At 63.4% G+C, this 19,768-nt stretch carries 18 protein-coding genes; 9 read left to right on the top strand and 9 right to left on the bottom strand.

The annotated features are described in order from the left end of the window. Position 1: 1 nt before the first annotated feature. Positions 2-1,015 (bottom strand): NADP-dependent oxidoreductase, encoded by a 1,014-nt coding sequence (locus tag B2W55_RS07415; RefSeq protein WP_024584144.1) that lies wholly within the window; start codon positions 1,013-1,015, stop codon positions 2-4. Between the two features lie 127 nt (positions 1,016-1,142). Here B2W55_RS07415 and B2W55_RS07410 point away from each other — a divergent pair, with 127 nt between their 5' ends. The 3 genes from B2W55_RS07410 to B2W55_RS07400 are packed head-to-tail and all read left to right on the top strand — an operon-like array spanning position 1,143 to position 3,650. Then, positions 1,143-1,595, top strand: a complete 453-nt coding sequence (locus B2W55_RS07410) for a MaoC family dehydratase (RefSeq protein ID WP_024584143.1) — start codon at positions 1,143-1,145, stop codon at positions 1,593-1,595. Next, positions 1,592-2,473, top strand: coding sequence for an HpcH/HpaI aldolase/citrate lyase family protein (locus B2W55_RS07405; RefSeq protein ID WP_024584142.1), 882 nt, complete (start codon positions 1,592-1,594; stop codon positions 2,471-2,473). Before B2W55_RS07410 ends, B2W55_RS07405 begins: the two co-directional genes overlap by 4 nt. Further along, positions 2,466-3,650, top strand: coding sequence for an acyl-CoA dehydrogenase family protein (locus tag B2W55_RS07400; protein ID WP_024584141.1), 1,185 nt, complete (start codon positions 2,466-2,468; stop codon positions 3,648-3,650). Before B2W55_RS07405 ends, B2W55_RS07400 begins: the two co-directional genes overlap by 8 nt. Positions 3,651-3,683: 33 nt before the next feature. Here the strand turns inward: B2W55_RS07400 and B2W55_RS07395 are convergent, their stop codons facing one another. From B2W55_RS07395 to B2W55_RS07375, 5 genes are all read right to left on the bottom strand, one after another. Next, complete coding sequence (locus B2W55_RS07395) at positions 3,684-4,829, bottom strand: acyl-CoA dehydrogenase family protein (protein WP_024584140.1); 1,146 nt, start codon at positions 4,827-4,829, stop codon at positions 3,684-3,686. A gap of 23 nt (positions 4,830-4,852) precedes the next feature. Further along, positions 4,853-5,782, bottom strand: a complete 930-nt coding sequence (locus tag B2W55_RS07390) for a 3-keto-5-aminohexanoate cleavage protein (protein WP_024584139.1) — start codon at positions 5,780-5,782, stop codon at positions 4,853-4,855. A 22-nt stretch (positions 5,783-5,804) separates the two neighbouring features. Then, positions 5,805-6,599 (bottom strand): enoyl-CoA hydratase-related protein, encoded by a 795-nt coding sequence (locus tag B2W55_RS07385; RefSeq protein WP_024584138.1) that lies wholly within the window; start codon positions 6,597-6,599, stop codon positions 5,805-5,807. Between the two features lie 18 nt (positions 6,600-6,617). Next, entirely contained in the window at positions 6,618-7,376 is a 759-nt protein-coding gene (locus B2W55_RS07380; RefSeq protein WP_024584137.1) for an SDR family oxidoreductase, read from the bottom strand. Between the two features lie 64 nt (positions 7,377-7,440). Further along, entirely contained in the window at positions 7,441-8,622 is a 1,182-nt protein-coding gene (locus B2W55_RS07375) for an acyl-CoA dehydrogenase family protein (RefSeq protein WP_024584136.1), read from the bottom strand. Between the two features lie 125 nt (positions 8,623-8,747). On the opposite strand from B2W55_RS07375, the gene B2W55_RS07370 reads away from it, so the two are divergent. Further along, positions 8,748-10,046, top strand: coding sequence for an enoyl-CoA hydratase-related protein (locus B2W55_RS07370; RefSeq protein ID WP_051404362.1), 1,299 nt, complete (start codon positions 8,748-8,750; stop codon positions 10,044-10,046). A 25-nt stretch (positions 10,047-10,071) separates the two neighbouring features. Beyond that, the gene (locus tag B2W55_RS07365) at positions 10,072-11,262 is read left to right on the top strand and encodes a CaiB/BaiF CoA transferase family protein (protein WP_200894390.1); all 1,191 of its coding nucleotides are present in this window, start codon (positions 10,072-10,074) and stop codon (positions 11,260-11,262) included. A gap of 261 nt (positions 11,263-11,523) precedes the next feature. Here the strand turns inward: B2W55_RS07365 and B2W55_RS07360 are convergent, their stop codons facing one another. Next, positions 11,524-12,711: an ABC transporter substrate-binding protein gene (locus B2W55_RS07360; protein WP_024584133.1), complete on the bottom strand. Its 1,188-nt coding sequence runs from the start codon at positions 12,709-12,711 to the stop codon at positions 11,524-11,526. A gap of 172 nt (positions 12,712-12,883) precedes the next feature. Here B2W55_RS07360 and B2W55_RS07355 point away from each other — a divergent pair, with 172 nt between their 5' ends. Further along, positions 12,884-14,143: an aminoglycoside phosphotransferase family protein gene (locus B2W55_RS07355; RefSeq protein WP_291532203.1), complete on the top strand. Its 1,260-nt coding sequence runs from the start codon at positions 12,884-12,886 to the stop codon at positions 14,141-14,143. 69 nt (positions 14,144-14,212) lie between these two features. On the opposite strand, the gene B2W55_RS07350 is transcribed toward B2W55_RS07355, so the two are convergent. Continuing rightward, positions 14,213-15,145, bottom strand: coding sequence for a LysR family transcriptional regulator (locus B2W55_RS07350; RefSeq protein ID WP_024584131.1), 933 nt, complete (start codon positions 15,143-15,145; stop codon positions 14,213-14,215). Here B2W55_RS07350 and B2W55_RS07345 point away from each other — a divergent pair. From B2W55_RS07345 to B2W55_RS07335, 3 genes are all read left to right on the top strand, one after another. Continuing rightward, positions 15,139-16,377, top strand: coding sequence for a phosphotransferase (locus B2W55_RS07345; protein WP_291532202.1), 1,239 nt, complete (start codon positions 15,139-15,141; stop codon positions 16,375-16,377). The genes B2W55_RS07350 and B2W55_RS07345 overlap by 7 nt on opposite strands. Before the next feature lie 110 nt (positions 16,378-16,487). Further along, a complete protein-coding gene (locus B2W55_RS07340) occupies positions 16,488-17,780 on the top strand; it encodes an MFS transporter (RefSeq protein ID WP_029879939.1) in 1,293 nt (430 codons plus the stop codon). Positions 17,781-17,825: 45 nt separating this feature from the next. Then, positions 17,826-18,830, top strand: coding sequence for a DUF7064 domain-containing protein (locus B2W55_RS07335; RefSeq protein ID WP_024584128.1), 1,005 nt, complete (start codon positions 17,826-17,828; stop codon positions 18,828-18,830). Between the two features lie 133 nt (positions 18,831-18,963). On the opposite strand, the gene B2W55_RS07330 is transcribed toward B2W55_RS07335, so the two are convergent. Continuing rightward, entirely contained in the window at positions 18,964-19,557 is a 594-nt protein-coding gene (locus tag B2W55_RS07330; RefSeq protein ID WP_024584127.1) for a histidine phosphatase family protein, read from the bottom strand. Positions 19,558-19,768: the final 211 nt, after the last annotated feature.

Raw genomic sequence — 19,768 nt, 5'->3', positions numbered from 1 at the left:
CTCAGTCGACCGCGATGATCAGCTTGCCGTGGTTCTCGCCGCGGTAGAGCTGGGCAATGGCGCCCGGCGCATGGTCGAGGCCGGGCAATATCTCCTCGTCGTGAACGATCTTGCCGGCAAGCGCCAGTTCGGCCAGCTGCGCCGCCGCGTCGGCGAACTCGGCGAGGTGATCGAAGATGATGAAGCCCGACCAACGCAGACGGCGGGTGAGAATTTCGCGTTCGGGTCGAGGCCCCGCAGGAGTGGGGGTCCAGGATGCGTTCGCCGCCGTGCCGCATTGGATCACGCGTCCGCGCAGGCGCATGGTGCGGATTGCCGCATCAGCGATCGCGCCACCGGTGTTGTCGAAGAAGATGTCGTTGCCATCGGGGCAGGCGGCGCGGATCGCCGCGGCGAGGTCGGCCGCCTCGCGATAGTTGATCATGTCCTGATAGCCGTAGCGTGCCTTTGCGTGCGCCGCCTTGTCGGCGGAACTGGTGAGGCCGACCGCACGGCAGCCGGCGATCGTCGCGAGCTGACCGACAAAGCTGCCAACACTGCCTGCCGCGGTTGACACCAACACATGCTCGCCGGGCTTGGGATTGCCGAGGCCATGAAAGGCGAGATAGGCGGTGATGCCATTCATGCCGAGCACGCTGAGATTGGCGGCGAGCGGAAGGCGCGACGGCATGACGCGGCGCAGCACGGCGTCCGGCGCCGTGACGCAATAGCGCTGCCAGCCGAACCATCCATAGACGTGCTCGCCGGCGCGATAATCGGGAACGTTGCTCTCGAGGATTTCACCGACCGCGAGCGCGCGCATCGGCGCGTCGAGCGGCACCGGCGCGCTGTAGTTCCCTTCGTCATTGGCCCACCCGCGCTGCGCCGGATCGACCGAGAGGTAGCGATTGCGGATCAGCATTTCGCCCTGGCCGGGCGCGGCCGCGGGCGCCGTCACGATCGAGAAATGCTCCGGCTGCGGGATGCCGCGCGGCCGCGCCGTCAGGCGGACCTGTCGATTTTCGCGAACGGACATGCGTGGCCCTCACAATTAGTACGCTTGTGTACGATATGACTATACGGTAGAAAACCGGCGGGAGACAAGGAAATCCGGACGGCAGCGCCGTCCGCGACGCCTGCAACAAAGCGCAAGAGGAAAAGACATGGCAGGGCTCTATTTCGAGCAGTTTTCGGTCGGGCAAACCTTCGTCCATGAAATCCGGCGCACGGTGACCGACATGGACAACATCCTGTTCTCGTCGCTGACCTACAACCCCGCGGCAGTGCACATCGACCATGAGTATGCGAAGGGCACCGAGTTCGGCAAACCGCTGATGAATTCGATCTTCACCCTCGGCCTCATCATCGGACTGTCGGTGCAGGATACGACGCTTGGAACCACGGTTGGCAATCTCGGCATGGAGGATACCAGGTTTCCGAAGCCGGTGTTTGCCGGCGACACGCTGCGTGCCGAGACCAAGGTCGTCGCGGTGCGCGAGAGCAAGTCGCGGCCGACCCAGGGCATCGTGACCTTCGAGCATCGCGGCTTCAACCAGCGCGACGAGGAGGTGATGTATTGCCGCCGCAACGGGTTGATGATGCGGAGGCCGGCATGAAGCTGCGCTCGCTTCTGTTCGTGCCGGCCGACAGCGAACGCAAATTCGCCAAGGCTGACGGGATCGGCGCCGATGCCCTGATCCTGGATCTCGAGGATTCCGTCGCGCCCGGCCGCAAGGCGCTTGCGCGTGACGCCGTCAAGACCTTGCTCGGCGGCGGCCCGAGAAACTGGTCCTTTCTGGTGCGGATCAATCCGTTCGGCACCGGGCTGACGCTCGAGGATCTGGCGGCCGTCGTCCGCCCCGGGCTTGACGGCCTGCTGCTGCCCAAGGTCAACGGCATCGAGGACGTCGATCTGATCTCGCACTATGTCGACGTGCTCGAAGTTGCGGCCGGCGTTCCGGCTGGTCACGTCAAGCTGCTCACGGTCGCGACCGAAACCCCGGCTGCGATGATCGGCTTCAGCGGCTATGCGCGCAAGAACAAGCGGCTGGTCGGCGTGACCTGGGGCGGCGAGGATCTGAGCGCGGCGCTCGGTGCGCTGACGCCGCGGGAAGCCGATGGAAGCTGGACCTTCCCGTATCAGGTGGCGCGCGCGCAATGCCTGTTTGCCGCCGGCGCCGCCGGCGCGGCCGCGCTCGAAACCCTCTATGTCGATTTCAGGGATCAGCGGGGACTCGCCGAGAGCTGCAAGATCGCCCGGCGCGACGGCTTCGTCGGCCGCATCGCGATCCATCCGGATCAGGTCGCGACCATCAACACCTGCTTCACGCCGTCTGATGAAGACCTGGCGCATGCGCGACGCGTCGTTGCGGCGTTTGCGGCTGCGCCCGATGTCGGCACCGTCGGGATCGACGGCAAGATGTACGACATTCCGCATCTGGTTGCCGCGAAACGCACCTTGGCGTCGGTCGGGGAGGGCAATTCGAATGGATAGATCGTTTGCCAATCAGCTTGATGTACCGGAGGACCACGCCGCAATTCGCGAAGGTGTTCGAGGGGTCGTGTCGCGCTTCGACGACGAGTATTGGCTGGCCCGCGATGACGACGGCGAGTTTCCCCGCGAATTCCATCGTGCGATGGCGGATGCCGGCTGGCTCGGCATCACGATGCCGGAAGAGTACGGCGGCGCGGGCCTTGGCGTCACCGAAGCCGCGATCATGATGCATGAGGTGGCGAGCCATGGCGGCGGCATGACGTCGGCTTCGGCCGTGCATATCAATCTTTTCGGTCCGCACCCGATCGTGGTGAAGGGCACCGACGACCAGAAGCGGCGCTGGGTGCCACGGCTGGTGTCCGGCGAGGACCAGTGCTGCTTCGGCTTCACTGAGCCGGACGCCGGACTCAACACCACACGCATCAAGACCTTTGCGGAGAAGGTGCCGGGCGGCTATGTCGTCCACGGCCAGAAGGTCTGGACCTCAACGGCGCAGGTCGCCAACAAGATCATGCTGCTGACGCGGACCACGAAGTTCGAGGACTGCAAGCGGCCGACCGACGGCATCACCATTTTCTACACCGATCTCGACCGTTCGAAGATCGAGGTACGCCGGATTCCGAAGATGGGGCGCAAGGCGGTCGATTCCAACGCCATCTTCATCGACGGCCTGTTCATTCCGGAAGCCGACCGGATCGGCGAGGAGGGCAAGGGCTTCTCCTACATCCTGCACAGCCTCAATCCCGAGCGCATCCTGATCGCGGTCGAGGCCATCGGGATCGGACAGGATGCGCTGCGCCGCGCCACTCGCTATGCCAGGGAGCGCGTGGTGTTCGATCGTCCGATCGGGCAGAACCAGGCGATCCAGCATCCGCTCGCCGAAAAGTGGATGTATCTGGAGTCAGCCTGGCTGATGGCGATGCGCGCGGCCTGGCTCTACGATTCGGGCAAGGCCTGCGGTGCCGAGGCCAACAGCGCGAAACTGCTCGGCGCGCGTGCCGGCCACGACGCCGCTTGGCAGGCGATCATGACCCATGGCGGCTTTGGCTATGCCAAGGAGTATCACGTCGAGCGGCTGTTCCGGGAAGTCTCGATCACCCGCCTGGCGCCGATCACCGAGCAGTTGATCCTGAGCTTCATTGCCGAGAAGGTGCTCGACCTGCCGAAGAGCTATTGACGTGCCGGGACGCGGACGCAGAAGCCGCCCGCGTCAGAGGTTGCGCGAGATCAGCTCGCGCATGATCTCCGAGGTGCCGCCGTAGATACGCAGCACGCGCGCATCGGCAAACAGGCGGCAGATCTCGTATTCGCGCATGAAGCCGTAGCCGCCGAAGAATTGCAGGCACTGGTCGACGAGGCGGCCGTGCATCTCGGTGGTCCAGAGCTTCGCGGTCGAAGCCGCGTAGGTGGTGAGCTCGCCGCGGACATGCTGGCTCAGGCATTGGTCGACATAGGCCCAGCCGACCTGGAGGTCCGATTTCAGGTCGGCCAGCTTGAAGCGGGTGTTCTGGAAGGTTCCGACCGCCTGACCGAACGCCTTTCGTTCCAGGACGTAGGCCTTGGTGATGTCGAACGCCTTCTGCGCCGACGCGATCGAGTGGAGCGCGATTGTCAGGCGTTCCTGCGGCAGCTCGCTCATCAAGGCCGCCATCGCGCCGCCTTCGGACCCGAGCAGGTTGCCGACGGGAACGCGCACCTGGTCGAAGAACAGCTCCGATGTGTCGGAGGAGAGATGGCCGAGCTTGTCGAGATTGCGGCCGTGCCGGAAACCCGGACGATCAGTCTCGACCAGGATCAGGCTCATGCCGCGCGAGCCGCCATCCGGATTGGTGCGGGTCACGACGATCACGAGGTCGCACATCTGGCCGTTGGAGATGAAGGTCTTCTGGCCTGAGATGACGTACTCGTCGCCCTCGCGGACCGCACGGGTTCGAACGCCTTGCAGATCGCTGCCGGTGCCGGGCTCGGTCATGGCGATGGCGCAGACGGTCTCGCCGGCGATCATGCGCGGCAGCCATTTCGCCTTCTGCTCCTCGGTGCCGTAGCTCAGCAGGTAACCGCAGCAGACGTCGTTATGAACCGAGAAGTCGGTCGCGGGACCGGCGAAGCCGGAATAGGCGAGCTCCTCGATGACGACGGCGTTGTGGCGAAAGTCGCCGCCGATGCCGCCATACTGCTCGGGAACCTGGGGGCAGAGCAGGCCGGCTTCGCCGGCCGCCGGCCACAGCGCGCGGTCGATGATGCCGGCCTTCTCCCATTCCTGGAATCGCGGTTCGATCCTGGCCGCAGCAAAACGGCGGACACTGTCGCGCAGCAGCGCGTGCTCTTCGTCATAGACTGGGCGATTTGGCAGCATGTCCGTCGAACCGTCTGTTGGAACTAGAAGGCGACCTGGTCGCCGCCCTTGAGTTGGAGAATGTCGCGCGCCTCGTCGGGGCTCGCGATCTCGAGGCCGAGGCCCTCGATGATCTTGCGCACCTGGGTCACCTGGGCGGCGTTGGTTTCGGCGAGCCGGCCGGCGCCGAGCCACAGGCTGTCTTCAAGGCCGACCCGGACATGACCGCCCATCGCCGCCGCCATCGCCGCGACCTGCATCTGGGCGCGGCCGGCGCCGAGCACGGACCAGCGATAATTATTGCCGAACAGGCGATCGGCGGTCCGCTTCATGTGCATGACATCGTCCGGATGCGAACCGATGCCGCCGAGCAGGCCGAAACAGGTCTGGATGAACAGCGGCGCCTTCACCAGGCCTTCGGTCCAGAAGTAGTGCAGATTGTAGAGATGGCTGGTGTCGTAGCACTCGAATTCGTAGCGCGCGCCGGAGCTGTTGAGCGTCTCCAGCGCGTAGCGGATATCCTTGAAGGAATTGCGGAACACGAGGTCGTGGGAGCCCTCCAGCATCTGCGGCTCCCAGTCATGCTTGAACTCCTTGTAGCGCTTCAGCATCGGAAACAAGCCGAAGTTCATCGAGCCCATATTGAGGCTCGCGACCTCCGGCCTCCATGTCGCCGCCGGACGAACCCGTTCCTCGACCGTCATGTAAGGCGAGCCGCCGGTCGTGAGATTGACGACGACGTTGGAGCTCTGCTTGATCACGCGCAGGAAGGGCTCGAAGGCTTCGGGCGATTGATCGGGACGTCCATCGACCGGGTTGCGTGCGTGCAGATGCACGATCGCAGCCCCGGCCTCGGCGGCGCCGAGCGCGGCCGCGGCGATCTCAGCCGCCGTCACCGGCAGATGCGGCGACATCGAGGGCGTGTGGATCGATCCGGTGACCGCGCAGGAGATGATGACCTTGGGTGACGCCATTGCTCTATTTCTTGGCTTGCCGTCAACGCGCGAATTTGTGGAAGTCCGGGTCGCGCTTCTCGTTGAAGGCATTGACGCCTTCCTTCGATTCCGCCGTGTCGTAGAACAGCTTCACGGCATGGAGCGCGAAGTTGCTGATGCCGCGGATGTTGTCGGAATCGGCGTTGAAGGAGCGCTTGGCCAGCGCGATCGCGGTGGGCGAGCGCTGTGCGAGCTTGTCGGTCCAGTCCTTCACGGCAGCATCCAGCTCCGCCATCGGAACGACCTTGTTGACGAGGCCCATCTCGCAGGCCTGCTTGGCGCTGTAGCGTTCGTTGAGGAACCAGATCTCGCGCGCCTTCTTGTCGCCGACGTGACGCGCCAGGAACGCCGTGCCCCAGCCGGCGTCAACCGAGCCGACCTTGGGGCCGACCTGCCCGAACTGGGCGTGCTCGGCCGCGATGGTCAGGTCGCACAGCGTAGCGAGCACGTTGCCGCCGCCGATCGCAAAGCCGTTGACCCGGGCGATCACCGGTTTCGGCACATCGCGGATCAGGCCCTGGATCTCATCGATCGGCAATCCAACCACGCCGCGGCCGTCATACTGGCCCTCATGCGCGGATTGGTCGCCGCCGGTGCAGAACGCCTTCTCGCCGGCGCCGGTCAGCACGATGCTTGCGACGTTGCGATCATTGCCGGCGATCTGGAACGCATGAATGAGCTCATCCAGCGTGCGCGCGCGGAATGCGTTGTAGACCTTCGGCCGGTTGATGATGATCCAGGCGGCGCGATCGCGCACGTCATAGACGACGTCGGTGAATTGTTTCGGATCGGTCATGGCGTTTCCTTCCGCTGATTAGATCATGTTCATTCCGCCGGAGACGGAAATGGTTTGCCCGGTGATGAATTTGCCGTCGTCGGATGCCAGCATGGCGACGATCCCGCCGTAATCGTCCGGCTCGCCCATCCGCTTGAGCGGAATGCCCCGCACCATCGCGTCCTTCCACTTCACGGCATGCTCGCCTTCGCCGAGCACCGCCGCCATCATTGGCGTGTTGGTCGGGCCCGGACAAACGGCGTTGCAAAGGACGTTCTTGCGCGCCAGCTCCCGCGCCAGCGACTTGGTGAAGGAGATCAGGCCGCCCTTGCAGGCGGAGTAGACGGCCTCGTCGCTGGTGCCGACCCGCGCGGCATCGGAGGCGATGTTGACGATCCGTCCGCCGCCGCGTTCGGCCATCAGGGGCGCGATCACCTTGTGGGTGTTGAGCGGCCCGTAGAGATTGATCCGGATGATCTTGTCCCAGAGCTCCCGGTCGGTCTTCAGGAACGGCATCGGACGGTCCCAGCCGGCGTTGTTGACCAGCAGCCAGATCGGGCCAAGCTCGGCTTCGACCTTGGCGACGGCCGCCTCGACCGATCCAGCATCGCCGACATCGACCGCATAGGTCTTGATGACGGCCTGCGGCGCGAGCTTCGCGGTCTCTTCACCACCCTGCGGGTTGATGTCGAAGATCGCGACCTTGCAGCCTTCTTCCGCCAGCCGCAGCGTCAATCCCCGTCCGATGCCCTGTCCGCCGCCAGTCACGACGGCAACCTTTCCCGATAGGCCCTTCAACGCTGATCTCCCTTGTCGTTTGTCGTTCTGTCGCTTCGTGCGATTTCGGTGGTTCAGGAGGCCGCTATGAGGCCGACCCGTTCTTCTGAATGTCGAAGCCGCGCTGTGAATACATCTGCCGGGCGATGATCGTCTTCATGATCTCGATCGAGCCGCCGGCGATCTTCACCACCCGCGCGTCGGCATAGGCGCGGGCGATCGGATACTCCCACATATAACCCCAACCGCCGAACAGTTGCAGGCACTCGTCGACGGTTTCGCAGTGCAGCTCCGAGGTGAACATTTTCGCCATCGCGGCGTCCACCGGATCGAGCTTGCCCTCCATGAACAGCGCGATGCACTTGTCGGTGAAGACCCGCGCCACGGCCGCCTTGGTCTTCAGTTCGGCAAGTTTGAACTGGGTGTTCTGGAAGTCGGCGAGCTTCTGGCCGAAAGCGCTGCGCTCGGCGGTGTATTGCAGGGTCCACTCGATCACGGTTTCGGTCACCGTCGCCGAGCGGATCGCCTGCGCCAGTCGCTCCTGGGCCAGCTTGGTCATCATCTGGGCAAAGCCGCGGCCTTCCGCGCCGAGCATGTTGCTGGCTGGAATGCGGACATGGTCGAAGAACAGCTCGGAGGTGTCCTGCGCCCGCATGCCGAGCTTTTCGAGATTGCGGCCGCGCTTGAAGCCCTCGCGGTTGCTCTCGACGATGAACAGCGTGACGCCCTTGGCGCCGGCCTGGCTGTCGGTCTTGGTCGCCAGCACGACGAAGTCGCAGAGCTGGCCGTTGGAGATGAAGACCTTCTGGCCGTTGATGACGAAATCGTCGCCGTCGCGCGTTGCGCGGGTCCGGATCGCCTTGAGATCGCTGCCGGCATGCGGTTCCGTCATGCCGAGCGAGCCGATGGCTTCACCCGACACCATCTTCGGCAGCCATTTGCGCTTCTGCGCCTCGCTGCCGAACGACAGCAGATACGTGGCGACGAGATCGGTGTGGATCAGAAAGCCTGGGCCGCTCGCGCCGGCGCGCCAGAGTTCCTCGAACACGACGACGTCGAAGAGGTAGTCGAGGCCCATGCCGCCGTATTCTTCGGGGACCGTGCAGCAGAGCAGGCCGGCAGCGCCCGCCTTCAGCCACAGCTCCCGCGGCACGATACCGTCCTCTTCCCATTGGGCGTGGAACGGCACGATCTCGCGGTCGACGAAGCGACGGACCGTTTGCCGGAATATTTCGTGCTCTTCGCGAAAGATCGTCCGCTCGATCATTGTCAAACTGCGTCCCGTCTGATTTAGTTTGCTAGTGTACAGTATTCGGTTTGGGTATACAACCGAAGGCGGGATCAGCGCAAGCCTGATCGTACACCAATGAACTTTAATCGGGGAGGCCAGGGATGCCGATCGGACCGGAGCTGAAGCAGTTTCGCATGGAGCTGGCAGGAAACGGCGTCCTGCACCTGATCTTCGACATGCCCGGCCGCTCGATGAACGTGTTCTCGAACGCGGCGATCGAAGAACTCGGCGTGTTTGCGGACTGGCTCAGGCAGAGCGACGTCGCGGGCGTCGTGATCAGCTCCGGCAAGTCTTCCGCGTTCTGCGCCGGCGCCGATCTGGCCGAGCTCGAGACCGCCTACGACATGATCATGGCCGCACCGCTGGGCGAACGCGATCGCCTGGCCTTCGACCATTTCTTCCGGTTGAGCCACGGTTTGCGCCGGCTGGAGACCGCCGGCAAGCCGATTGCGGTGGCGGTCGCTGGCCTCGCGTTGGGCGGCGGCTGTGAATTCGCGCTCGCGGCCCATCACCGGGTGCTCGCCGACCACCCGCAGGCGACCTTCGGCCTGCCGGAATCGCTGGTCGGATTGCTGCCGGGCGGCGGCGGAACCCAGCGGCTGCCGCGCCTGATCGGAATAGCGGCCGCGCTTCCGGTGCTGCTCGATGGCGCCAGGATCAACGGGCAGGCGGCGATTGCCGCGGGCCTTGCGCATGAGTTGGCGGCACCGGGCGAGGAAATCGCGGCCGCAGAACGATGGGTCCTGTCGCGTCCGGCTGCCACGCAGCCCTGGGATCGTCCCGATTGGCGATCGGCCACCGCGCAGCGCGTCGCAGGCGAGATCGACGGGTCGCGGACCAAAATGCTGGCCGACACCCTCGGGCACTATCCGGCCCCGGTCGCGATCCTCGATTGCGTCGCGCAGGGATTGCCGCAGGACTTCGACACGGCGATCAGGACCGAGATGCAGATCTTCGCGAGACTGATCCAGCGCCGCGAGCCGCGCAACATGATCAGGACGTTGTTTCTCGGCAGGCTCGACTATGAGCGGCTGAAGAAGAAGGGGCTCGATCCAAAACTCACGCAAGCCGTAACGGCGGTCTCCGACGCGCTGGCGGCGCAGTCGGAGCCTGGACAAGAGCTTGCGGAGGCGTTCGCCCGGGCCGGCTTCCGTGCCGACGGGCAGCGCAAAGCCAGCTTCGACGGCCGGATCGCGGGCGGCGCCTATTGGCACGACGATGAGCCGAAGAGCTGGGGCAAGGAGCTGCTGCGCGCACGCCTCGTGGCCGCCGACTCCGCTGCCGCGCGCTGGCGCTCTGAACTCGATGAACCGGAACGTCGCGCCGCCGACTACGTCCTGGTCACGCAGCAAGGTTTTCCGGCCTATCTCGGCGGCTTGTTTGCCGTCGGGCTGCACTGAACCGGATTCAGAAGGAGAGATGATCGTGTCAAGACCGCTCGATGGCATCAAGGTGCTGGATCTCTCGAAGGTGCTGGCCGGGCCGCTCTGCGCGCAATATCTCGGCGACCTCGGCGCCGAGGTCATCAAGGTCGAGGCGGTGGGGCAGGGTGATGAGACGCGAGGATGGCCGCCGTTTCCGGCGCCCGGGCTAGGCACCGTGTTCCTGAGCGCCAACCGCAACAAGCGCAGCATTGCGATCAACATGAAGTCGGACAAGGGACGCAAGCTGGTGCATACGCTGGCGAAGTCCGCCGATGTCGCCATCGAGAGCTTTGGCACCGGTGTGGCCGAGCGGCTCGGCATCGACGCGGCGACGCTTTGCGCGCTCAACGACCGGCTGGTCCATTGCAGCATCTCCGGCTTCGGTCGGACCGGTCCGCTCAGGAATTCGCCTGGCTACGATGTGATCCTGCAAGCCTTCGGAGGCATCATGTCGATGACCGGCGATGAGGGCGGCGGCTATATCCGCAGCCCGATCTCGCCGATCGACCAGATGACTGGCGTGCATGCCTTCAGCGGCATCCTGGCCAGCCTGCTTGCGCGGCAGAAATCGGGCAAGGGCGGGGCGATCCAGGTCTCCCTGTTCGATACCGCGCTCGGACTGCTCGGCTACAATTTGCAGACATATTGGCAGCGCGGCACGCAGCCGGCCAAATGCGGTTCGAGCCACGAGTCGTTGTGTCCCTACCAGGCGTTCGAGGCCGCGGACGGGCCGATCATGATCGGCGTGGCCAACGACAATCTCTGGCGCAAGTTCTGCGCGATCGCGAGCCTCGGCGCGATCGTGGACGATCCGAAGTTCCGGACCAATGCGGAGCGGGTCAAGCACCGCGCCGAAACGCTGCATCATGTGCAGGCCATCATCGGGACGCGAACGGTTGCGGATTGGAACGATGCGTTGAACGAGGTCGGCATTCCCTGCTCGCCGATCAACACGCTCGCCCAGTTGCTGGACCATCCGCATACCAAGGCAGACGAGTTGATCATGCAATATGATCATCCGGCCGCGGGTCGCCTGAACTGCGTCGGCCATCCCGTCACATTCGTCGGCGAAGCGCGTGCGCCGGGCCTGCCGCCGCCGATGCTCGGACAACATACCGACGATGTCTTGAAGGAGATGGGCCTTTCGGACGCGAGCATCGCAGAACTACGCCGCGACGAAGTCGTCAGTTGACCAACGCGACCCTTGCCGGCCCTGTCGGGCGGGTGGTGTCTGCCGTAGGGCAATCGCATATGACAGTGAACGGCTTTGCGCAGTTGTTACCACATTCGTCATGGCCGGGCTTGTCCCGGCCATCCACGTCTTTGTCACGCGGAAGCCAAGACGTGGATGCCCGGCGCAAGGCCGGGCATGACGAAATTTATGGCGAGATCGAGCACATATGCGATTGCCCTGAGGTCTGCCGGGAAGCCCCGGCAGACACTGGGCTCAGGGCTACTCTTCGAGAAGCTTCCATGACGTTTTCTCGAAGATGGCCATCCGCAAGCTGCGATAGGGGGCATAGTTCTCCTTCGAATTGGAGAGCTCGATGCCCGGCAGCAGCATGCCGACCCGCTCCTTGTTGAAGCTCGTCGCCTGGGCCAGCAGGCTTTCGCGTGTCAGATTGTCGCCGCATCGTTGCAGGCCCTTCGCGATCGCCTGCGCGTTGATGTAGCCGGACAGCGCGATGAAATCGTTCGGACTGTCATTCGGCGCCCATTTCTTCATGAAGGCGACATAGTCCTTCACCTCCTGGTCGTCTGCCCAGGCCGGATCGCCGGCCTGCTTGGTGAACTGGGTCGTGTAGGCGCCCTGAACGTTGTCGAGCCCGGCCGGCATCAACACGCCCTGGATCGAGTTGACGGGGCTGGCCAGGAATTGCGCCGGCTTCCAGTTCAACTCGTTCAATTTCTTGATCGCCTGCGCGGCAAACTTCGGAGTCGCAAAGTAAATGATCGTGTCGGCGCCCGATGCCTTGAGCTTGAGGATCTCGGAATCGACGGTCGGATAGCTCAGTTCGTAAGGCGCTTCCGCCACGATCTTCGCCGTGCCATCGGCGCCCAGACCCGCCTTGAAGCCGGTGAGGTAATCCTTGCCGTAGTCGTCGTTCTGATAGAGCACCGCGACCTTCGCGTTCGGCATCTTCCTGGCGATGAACTTGCCGAAGGTCGCGCCTTCCATCTCGAATGGCGGATAGAACGGTACAGTCCAGGGGAAATTCTGCGGATCGTTGAAACGGCGGCCACCGGCGGAGATGAAGACTTGCGGGACCTTGTTCTGGTTCAGGTACTTCTGAACCGCAACGTTGGGGACGGTGCCAACCGTGCCGACTTCGGCAAGCACGCCGTCATCATCGACCAGCTTGCGGGTTTGCTCGATGGCCTTCGGCGGACTGAATGCGTTGTCCAGCGAGATCAGGTTCACCTTCCTGCCGTTGATGCCGCCGCGCTCGTTCAACATCTGGAAGTAGCCGGTCATGACGCGGCCATAGCTCGAGAAGGCCGATGCGGGCCCGCTATAGGGCACGGTCTGGCCGATCTTGATTTCGGTATCGGAGACGCCCGGGCCATACTGTTTGTCGGCAGCGCCGGCCGCGCTGGCGAAAACGAGCGCGGACACCCCGAGCAGAATCGCAATTCTCATGGTTTCTTCCCTGCCATTCGAGCCGTGTTTTCCGGCTTCAATATGTACGCACATATACCATATGGTAGAAAACTAAAATATGCGACGGCGCGTCGCGTCCGACTTTGTCCCGGAAGCCGACGTCGCCGAGCGATATGGTCACTATCGTCGCGCGATGCGGCACAGCCATGCCTTGAATGCGGTCGCGATTGTGCTAGAGATGGTACGTAAGTGTACGAATTATGGAATGCCGCGGTCGACAGCGGCGCAGGGAGGGATCATGGCTGCCTCGGGTGCAACGGCGCTGGCTGCGCTCAGGATCGGTGGACGGGTCGCCTTCGAGCGTCTGGTCCGGCCGAAGGCCCGTCGGGCGGAGGATGTCCCGTGCTCGCCCGAGGCCATTACGCCGGAATGGCTGACTGCGGTCCTTTGCCAGCAGACTCCGGGAGCCGTTGTCACCGACGTCGTGGTGAAGGCATCGAGTGCGGGGACGCACGAGCGTCATCAGTTGATCGTGAGCTACAATGACGCCGGCCAGCGTGCGGGCCTGCCAAGGTCGATGTTCACCAAGTCGCTGCCCAGCATCGTGACCCGGATGATTGGCGGCTTCAACGGCACCGCGCGCGTCGAAGGCCGCTTCTACACGCAACTGCGGCCGCAGCTCGAGATCGAGGCGCCGATCGGCTATCACGCTGCTTTCGATCGCCAGACCTATGCCTCGATGCTCCTGCTCGAAGACATGGTGGCGACCAAATCAGCGACCTTCTGCAACTACAAGACCTACGTCGATCGCGAGATGGCGGAGGACATGGTCGACGTTCTCGCTGCGCTGCACGCCCGCTTCTACGGCAATGACGAACTCGCGGCGCGCTATCGATGGGTGGCCGGCTATCCGCGTTGGTTCACCATCGGCGCGGAGAAGATGAGCCTGGAACATTATACGCGGAAGGCCTTCGATGCCGCCGCGCATGTGATTCCCGCAAGCGTGCTGGCGCAGCGCGATGCGGTTTGGCCTGCGGCGATCCGGGCGCTTGCAGTTCATGACAGCGAGCCGCAGGGGCTGATCCACTCAGATGTGCATATCGGTAACTGGTATCGCACCGGGGCAGGCAAGATGGGGCTGTGCGATTGGCAATGCCTCGCCCGTGGTCACTGGACGCGGGATTTTTCCTATGCGGTGACGGCGGCGCTGACGCCGGACGACCGCCGCAACTGGGAGACGGATCTGCTCCGCCGCTATCTCGACCGGTTCGCCGGATTGACGGGGACCAGGCCGGATTTCGACCAGAGTTTCCTGCACTACCGGCAGCAGATGGTGCATGCGCTCCTGATGTGGACGATCACCCTGTGCCATTCGCCCCTGTTGCCGGCGATGCAGTCGGAGCAGACGACATTGGCGATGATCGGACGAATTTCGACGGCGATGGCCGATCTGGACTCACTGCGCAGCTGATCGGTCGCGCTGACCGAAAATCAAGGGATCAGCCGCTCCCAAGGCGCTGAACGGGCACCGGGTGCCGGCTCAGGCCGACGAGACCGCCATCGTCGTCTTGAGCGTTGGCTCGTCAATTTGCCCGATCGTTTCGCGCGCAACCGCGACGAAGCGCTCGACAACGCAGTTGATCGGATCGTTCCGCCAGACCAACGAGAACGGGATGGTCAGAGGCGGACTGGCAAACGGTCGGACGCTCACGCCCTTTGGCACCAGACCGACCAGGGACAGCGGGATGAAGCCAATTCCTGCTTCAGCCGCGACAAGCGTCAGGATCGCTGACGCACGGGACATGCGGGCAGCGATCCTCGGCTTGATGTCTGCACGTGCGAAAGCGGACAGGATCCGGTCACCGAAGCGGCTCCCGTCCTCGGGCAGGATGATGGGCTGCTCCCGGAACTGTTCGGGGCAGACGGAAGGGCTGTCGAGCAGCGGGGAGGACTCGGGCATGCATGCAAGCACGGCGTCATCGCCGATGCCGAGGCTCGAGATCTTCGGGTGGGCTTGCAGGTCCGGCACGAACAGGCAATCGAAGGTGCCGTGCAGCAAGGCCCGCTCGGAACCATTGGACGATTGTTCGAGCAGAATGGTGTCGGCATCCGGATAGCGATGCCGAAAATTCTGGATGATCCGCGGCATCGGCGAACTGAGTGCCATCTCGGAGTAGCCGATCCGCAATCGTTCCCTTGAAATGCCACCGGCTGCCCGGGTCTTCTCGGTGAGGGCTTCGATCTGCTCGAGCAGGCCCTGGCCTTCCTGCCGCAACACGCTTCCGGCAGGCGTCAGCCGAACGTTGCGCCGGTTCCGATCGACAAGGCGCACGCCCAGGACATCCTCGAGCCGCTGCAACTGATCCGTCATCGACGATTGGGAAATATTCGCCTTCCGCGCTGCTCGACTGAAGCTCAGCTCGTCCGCCAGATGCAGGAAATAGCGAAGTTGACGCAACTCGATGGGTGGCATCCTCACCTTGCAAACGTCTTATCGGATTGACCGATAAGTCTATCACCGCAGATTCGAAAGCGTCAACGTTGAGCGGCATGCTAGGCGTGACGACAAGAAAGCTATTTGCAGGAGGACGAATTGCATCGTCGCCTGCGGGAGGAACGATGAAGGCTGCCTTTCCTGTCTCGCTGGGGGAAGTCGATCCAGCGTGGTTGACCGACGTGCTGCGAGCGAACCGGCTGATCGCGCAAGGCGAAAAGGTCGATGGTTTCGAGGCCTCCCCGATCGGATTAGGTTTTGGGCAAACCGGCGAGTCCGCGCGCCTGACCTTGCGTTACGCACGATCGGAAACGTCGACAAAAGCGCCGGCCAGCCTGTTCGCGAAATTTGCCACCACCGATCCGGTGAGGCGGAAAGCGTCCAAGGCGATCGGCCTCTACCAGAGAGAGGTCAACTTCTACAACGTCCTGGTGAAGGCCGCGAGCGTCCGGGCGCCGGCCTGTTACTTCGCCGAAACGACCGGCGAGGGCGAGTTCTTCGCGCTGCTGCTCGAGGATTTTCCAAACCACCGCCCGGGTGACGAGACGGTCGGCCTCAAGGTCGAGGAAGCCCGCCTTGCGATCGACCTGATGGCTCAGTTGCATGGCCCGTACTGGGGCAAGATGGCGAAGGTGGATCTCGCGCCGCTGGTGATGCCGGCGCGCGACAGGTATGTCGTCGCCTGGAACGAGATGGAGGCGCGGTTCGGGGAGCACGTTCCGGATCGCTTCCGCGAGGCACGCGAAGCCTATCTCGACGCGATCGTGCCGCTTCAGCAATGGCTCACTTCCCAGCCGTCGACGCTGGGGCACGGTGATCTTCGCCTCGACAATCTGTTGTTCGGGCGGGACGGCAACGACCCGATCGTCGCGGTCGATTGGCAGGCCGTGCGCCCGTCCAAGGGGATGAGGGATTTTGCGTATCTGGTCAGCCACAGCATGAACGTCGACGACCGTCGCGCCAATGAGCTCGAGTTGCTGCGGCGCTACGTCGAGCGGATCGGATCGTTCGGCATCCGCTACTCGTTCGAGGACGCACGCGAAGACTATCGCAAGGCGATGTTGTTCGATTTCTGCACGGTGCTCTACATCGTCGGCATCAACATCAACACCCACGAGCGGGCGCTTCGGCGCAAGCACGCCTTGATGACCCGTGCCGTCACCGCGATGCTCGACTGGAATGTGCTCGATCTGCTTCCGGCATTCCGCTGAATGCGAGCCGCAGACGCCGGTCTGACACGTCCGCATGCCGGCTTTCACAGGGGAGCGAGCCAACCAGCGTGGCGCATTGCCAGGCGAGAGGGCCGCGTGGGGGAATATCAATGACGACAGTAACTGCCGTAGGTCCAGTCGTAACCGTGGACCGGCTCTACACCAAGATCGCGTGGCGGATCGTTCCGATCCTCATCCTGATCTTCTTCTTTGCCAATCTCGACCGGGCCAATGTCGGATTTGCCGCCTTGCAGATGCGGCAGGAGTTGGGTTTCAGCAATGCCGCCTATGGCCTTGGCGCCGGCATCTTCTTCATCGGCTATTTCCTGTTCGAGATTCCAAGCAATATTGCCTTGCAGAAGGTGGGCGCCAAGATCTGGTTTGCCCGCATCGTCCTGACCTGGGGCATGGCCACGATCGCGTTGGCTTTCGTGACGGACACGACCTGGTTCTATGTCCTGCGCTTCGTGATCGGCGCGGCCGAGGCGGGGACTGCGCCGGGTGTCATGCTGTATCTGTCGCAATGGGTTCCGGATAGCCAGCGCGGCCGCTTCAACTCGCTCTACTGGGTCTCGGTGCCGATCGCCTTTGTCGCGGCGGGGCCGCTCTCCGGCCTGATCATGACGCTGTTCCACGGCGTGGCCGGATGCTCCGGCTGGCAATGGTTGTTCGCGATCGAAGGTGCGCTGACCGTCCTTGTCGCGCCGTTGATCGTGTTCGGCCTGGCGAACGATATCGGGGATGCCAAGTGGTTGACCGACGATGAGAAGCGGGTCGCGCAGGATGCGGTCGCCGCGCTCGCGAAGACGGCGGGTGCGCACACTTACAAGGATGCGCTGCGCAAGCCGGAAACGCTGCTGGCGTGCCTGGCCTATTTCTGCCTGCTGATCGGCTATTACGGCATCGCGTTCTGGCTGCCGCAATTGATCAAGCAGGCGGGGATCTCCGACACCATGACGATCGGCTGGCTGTCGGCTTTGCCCTGGCTCGCCGCCGGTCTCGCAGTCGTCTTCGTCGGACCGTTTTCCGATGCCCCCGGGCGCAGGGGCGCGGTGCGGACGATCGCCATCCTGATGACCGCGATCGGGTTCGCGATGAGTGCATATTTCAGCGCGAGCGTTCCGCTGTCGCTGTTCGGCCTGACAATGGCGGCGGTCGGTATCCTGGCTGCATCGACCGTGTTCTGGGCCAACCTTGCCCGCATCTACATCGGGGGCGCCGCGGCGGTCGGCTTCGCAACCATCAATTCGATCGGGAATCTCGGCGGCTTTGTCAGCCCCTACATGCTGGGCCTGATCACCGACGCGACCGGTTCGACCGTCCTTGGCATGTACGTCATCGCTGCCAGCGTCGCGATCTCGGGCGTCCTCATGTCGGTCTGCTTCAAGAAATCCGATGCATGAAACCGTGCCGGGCGACGGAGCCGGCCGAAGCGAAGGGAAAATCCAATGATCACTGCGCAGGATCTCGAATATCACTTCACCGACAAGGATGATTACACCTGGGGAGAGACGTACTACCTGCCGGTGTCAATTCCCGAAGAACGCATCTTTGGTCACATCTATGTCTGCGTGCGTCCCGTTCTTGGCTGCATGCAGAACGACGTGCGCTTCATCGGCGCCGTCAGCGAGACCGAGTTCGAGGCGTTGTATGTCGACACCCGCTTCCACCTTCCGGCGCCGGAACGATTCTCGCACATTCACGGTCCAAACGGGCTGAGCGTGAAGGCCGTCAAGCCGCCCCGCGATTATCGCATCGACTATGTCGGCCGCGAGGGCACCGAGTTGCACATGGATATCGTCGGGATCATGGATCCGTTCGATATCCACGATCCCGACCAGAACCCGCTCGCCGGCAAGACCGAGCAGGAGCGGCTGGCGCGGACGTCGATGGGGAGCGGCTACAAGGGCCATTACGACATGCACGGCCGCTTCAAAGGCACGCTGAAGCTGCGCGGCAGGGAATACCCGATCGATATCGTCGACAGGATGAACCATAGCTGGGGTCCGCGGCCGGAACTGGAGATCCCGCCGATGAACTCGCTTTGGGCCCAGTTTGGCGAATCCCTCGGGTTTCGTTTCCACATGCATCTGGATCCCGAGAAGCCGGCCGGCGAGGACCAGCGCTTTGCCCATGGCTATCTGCTCGACAACGGCGAGGTAATGGCGATCATGAATGTCGAGATGACGATGACGCGGCTCGGCATCACGCCGATCGTGATCGATGCCCTGGTGACGGACCAGCGTGGCCGCAAGCATCAACTGCGCGGCGTCCCGCTCGCCGGCGCACCCTGGCGCGCTTATGGAAATGCGATCTGCTGGATCGGCTTGATCAGATGGGAGCTCGACGGACGAATCGGTCATGGCTCCGCCCAGGAAAACCATTCGCTTGCCGTCGATGCCCGCTTGCGCGGCCGCCGCTGGACTGACCGCATCCCCGCGATCACGAGCTGACGGAAGGCGGTCGATCCGGTCTCGCCGATCGCTAGAGCGTTTTCGAGCGAAGTGGGTACCGGTTCGGGTGAAGAAAACGCGTCAAGACAAGAACCTAGAGCCCCGTTCCGGTTCTATCGGAACGGGAACGGCTCTAGCATGCGCGAGGGGAGATCAGTGTCTCGTTGATGCTTTCGATCCGCAGCGCGTCGATCGATTCACCGGTCACCCTCGTCACGGAGCAATGCCCGATCGTGAATTTCACGGCCGTGGTGAGGCCGAGAATGTGGAGCAGCACGGTCTTGATCGGCATTCCGTGGCTGAAGACCGCGATCGTCGACTGTTTCGGTTCGGCCAGGATCGCCGCGAATCCCCGCAACACTCCGTCGCGGAATTCATCGTCGTCTCGTCCAAAGAAACGTGCCGGCGAGATCTGAAATTCTTCCCAGCGTCCGGGATTCTCTTTCCTGATCGTCTCCGGCGAGCGGTAGCGGTCCGTGTAGAGGTCGACTTCAGCGAGGCCATCCATCGTCTCGATTGCGAGGTCGAGCCGTTGCGCCAGCGGCGCTGCGGTGTTCTGCGCGCGCGTCTGAGGACTGCTGACGATGCGGCCGACGCCTTCGTTCGCCAGCCGGTCCGCGAGCTGCGCCGCCTGGTCGTAGCCCACTCCGTTCAGCGGCGGATCGTGTGGTCGTAGCGGATGGCCTTCGTCGGGCATTCCATGTCGGATCAGGATCAGCTTTGTCATGATTGCTCCGCGGCTGCGCGAGATGCCGCAGCGCACGGCCCGGATTAGGATTTGCGGCGAATATCAGCATATGATAAGCTAGTGTACTAATCGAGTGTCAAACTCGAGTACGTCCACCAGGACGGGGAAATGCTGAAGGCCGGTGCCGGGCGCGATCGAGTATCCGCCGCGCGGCGCCGAGCAATGGCAGGAGGGCCCTTTGCGAGGTCAA

The organism is Bradyrhizobium sp. UBA2491, from assembly GCF_002341725.1.
In the GTDB taxonomy this organism is placed as follows: Bacteria; Pseudomonadota; Alphaproteobacteria; order Rhizobiales; family Xanthobacteraceae; genus Bradyrhizobium.
Note: the sequence above shows the minus strand (reverse complement) of the source record. Positions and strands in the feature narration are given on the sequence as shown.

Excerpts from the sequence above, each read along its gene's own strand:
- B2W55_RS07410 (WP_024584143.1), top strand. The coding sequence starts at position 1,143 with ATGGCAGGGCTCTATTTCGAGCAGTTTTCGGTCGGGCAAACCTTCGTC.
- B2W55_RS07400 (WP_024584141.1), top strand. The coding sequence starts at position 2,466 with ATGGATAGATCGTTTGCCAATCAGCTTGATGTACCGGAGGACCACGCC.
- B2W55_RS07330 (WP_024584127.1), bottom strand. The coding sequence starts at position 19,557 with ATGACAAAGCTGATCCTGATCCGACATGGAATGCCCGACGAAGGCCAT.
- B2W55_RS07415 (WP_024584144.1), bottom strand. The coding sequence starts at position 1,015 with ATGTCCGTTCGCGAAAATCGACAGGTCCGCCTGACGGCGCGGCCGCGC.
- B2W55_RS07395 (WP_024584140.1), bottom strand. The coding sequence starts at position 4,829 with ATGCTGCCAAATCGCCCAGTCTATGACGAAGAGCACGCGCTGCTGCGC.
- B2W55_RS07390 (WP_024584139.1), bottom strand. The coding sequence starts at position 5,782 with ATGGCGTCACCCAAGGTCATCATCTCCTGCGCGGTCACCGGATCGATC.
- B2W55_RS07350 (WP_024584131.1), bottom strand. The coding sequence starts at position 15,145 with ATGCCACCCATCGAGTTGCGTCAACTTCGCTATTTCCTGCATCTGGCG.
- B2W55_RS07335 (WP_024584128.1), top strand. The coding sequence starts at position 17,826 with ATGATCACTGCGCAGGATCTCGAATATCACTTCACCGACAAGGATGAT.
- B2W55_RS07340 (WP_029879939.1), top strand. The coding sequence starts at position 16,488 with ATGACGACAGTAACTGCCGTAGGTCCAGTCGTAACCGTGGACCGGCTC.
- B2W55_RS07370 (WP_051404362.1), top strand. The coding sequence starts at position 8,748 with ATGCCGATCGGACCGGAGCTGAAGCAGTTTCGCATGGAGCTGGCAGGA.
- B2W55_RS07405 (WP_024584142.1), top strand. The coding sequence starts at position 1,592 with ATGAAGCTGCGCTCGCTTCTGTTCGTGCCGGCCGACAGCGAACGCAAA.
- B2W55_RS07385 (WP_024584138.1), bottom strand. The coding sequence starts at position 6,599 with ATGACCGATCCGAAACAATTCACCGACGTCGTCTATGACGTGCGCGAT.
- B2W55_RS07360 (WP_024584133.1), bottom strand. The coding sequence starts at position 12,711 with ATGAGAATTGCGATTCTGCTCGGGGTGTCCGCGCTCGTTTTCGCCAGC.
- B2W55_RS07375 (WP_024584136.1), bottom strand. The coding sequence starts at position 8,622 with ATGATCGAGCGGACGATCTTTCGCGAAGAGCACGAAATATTCCGGCAA.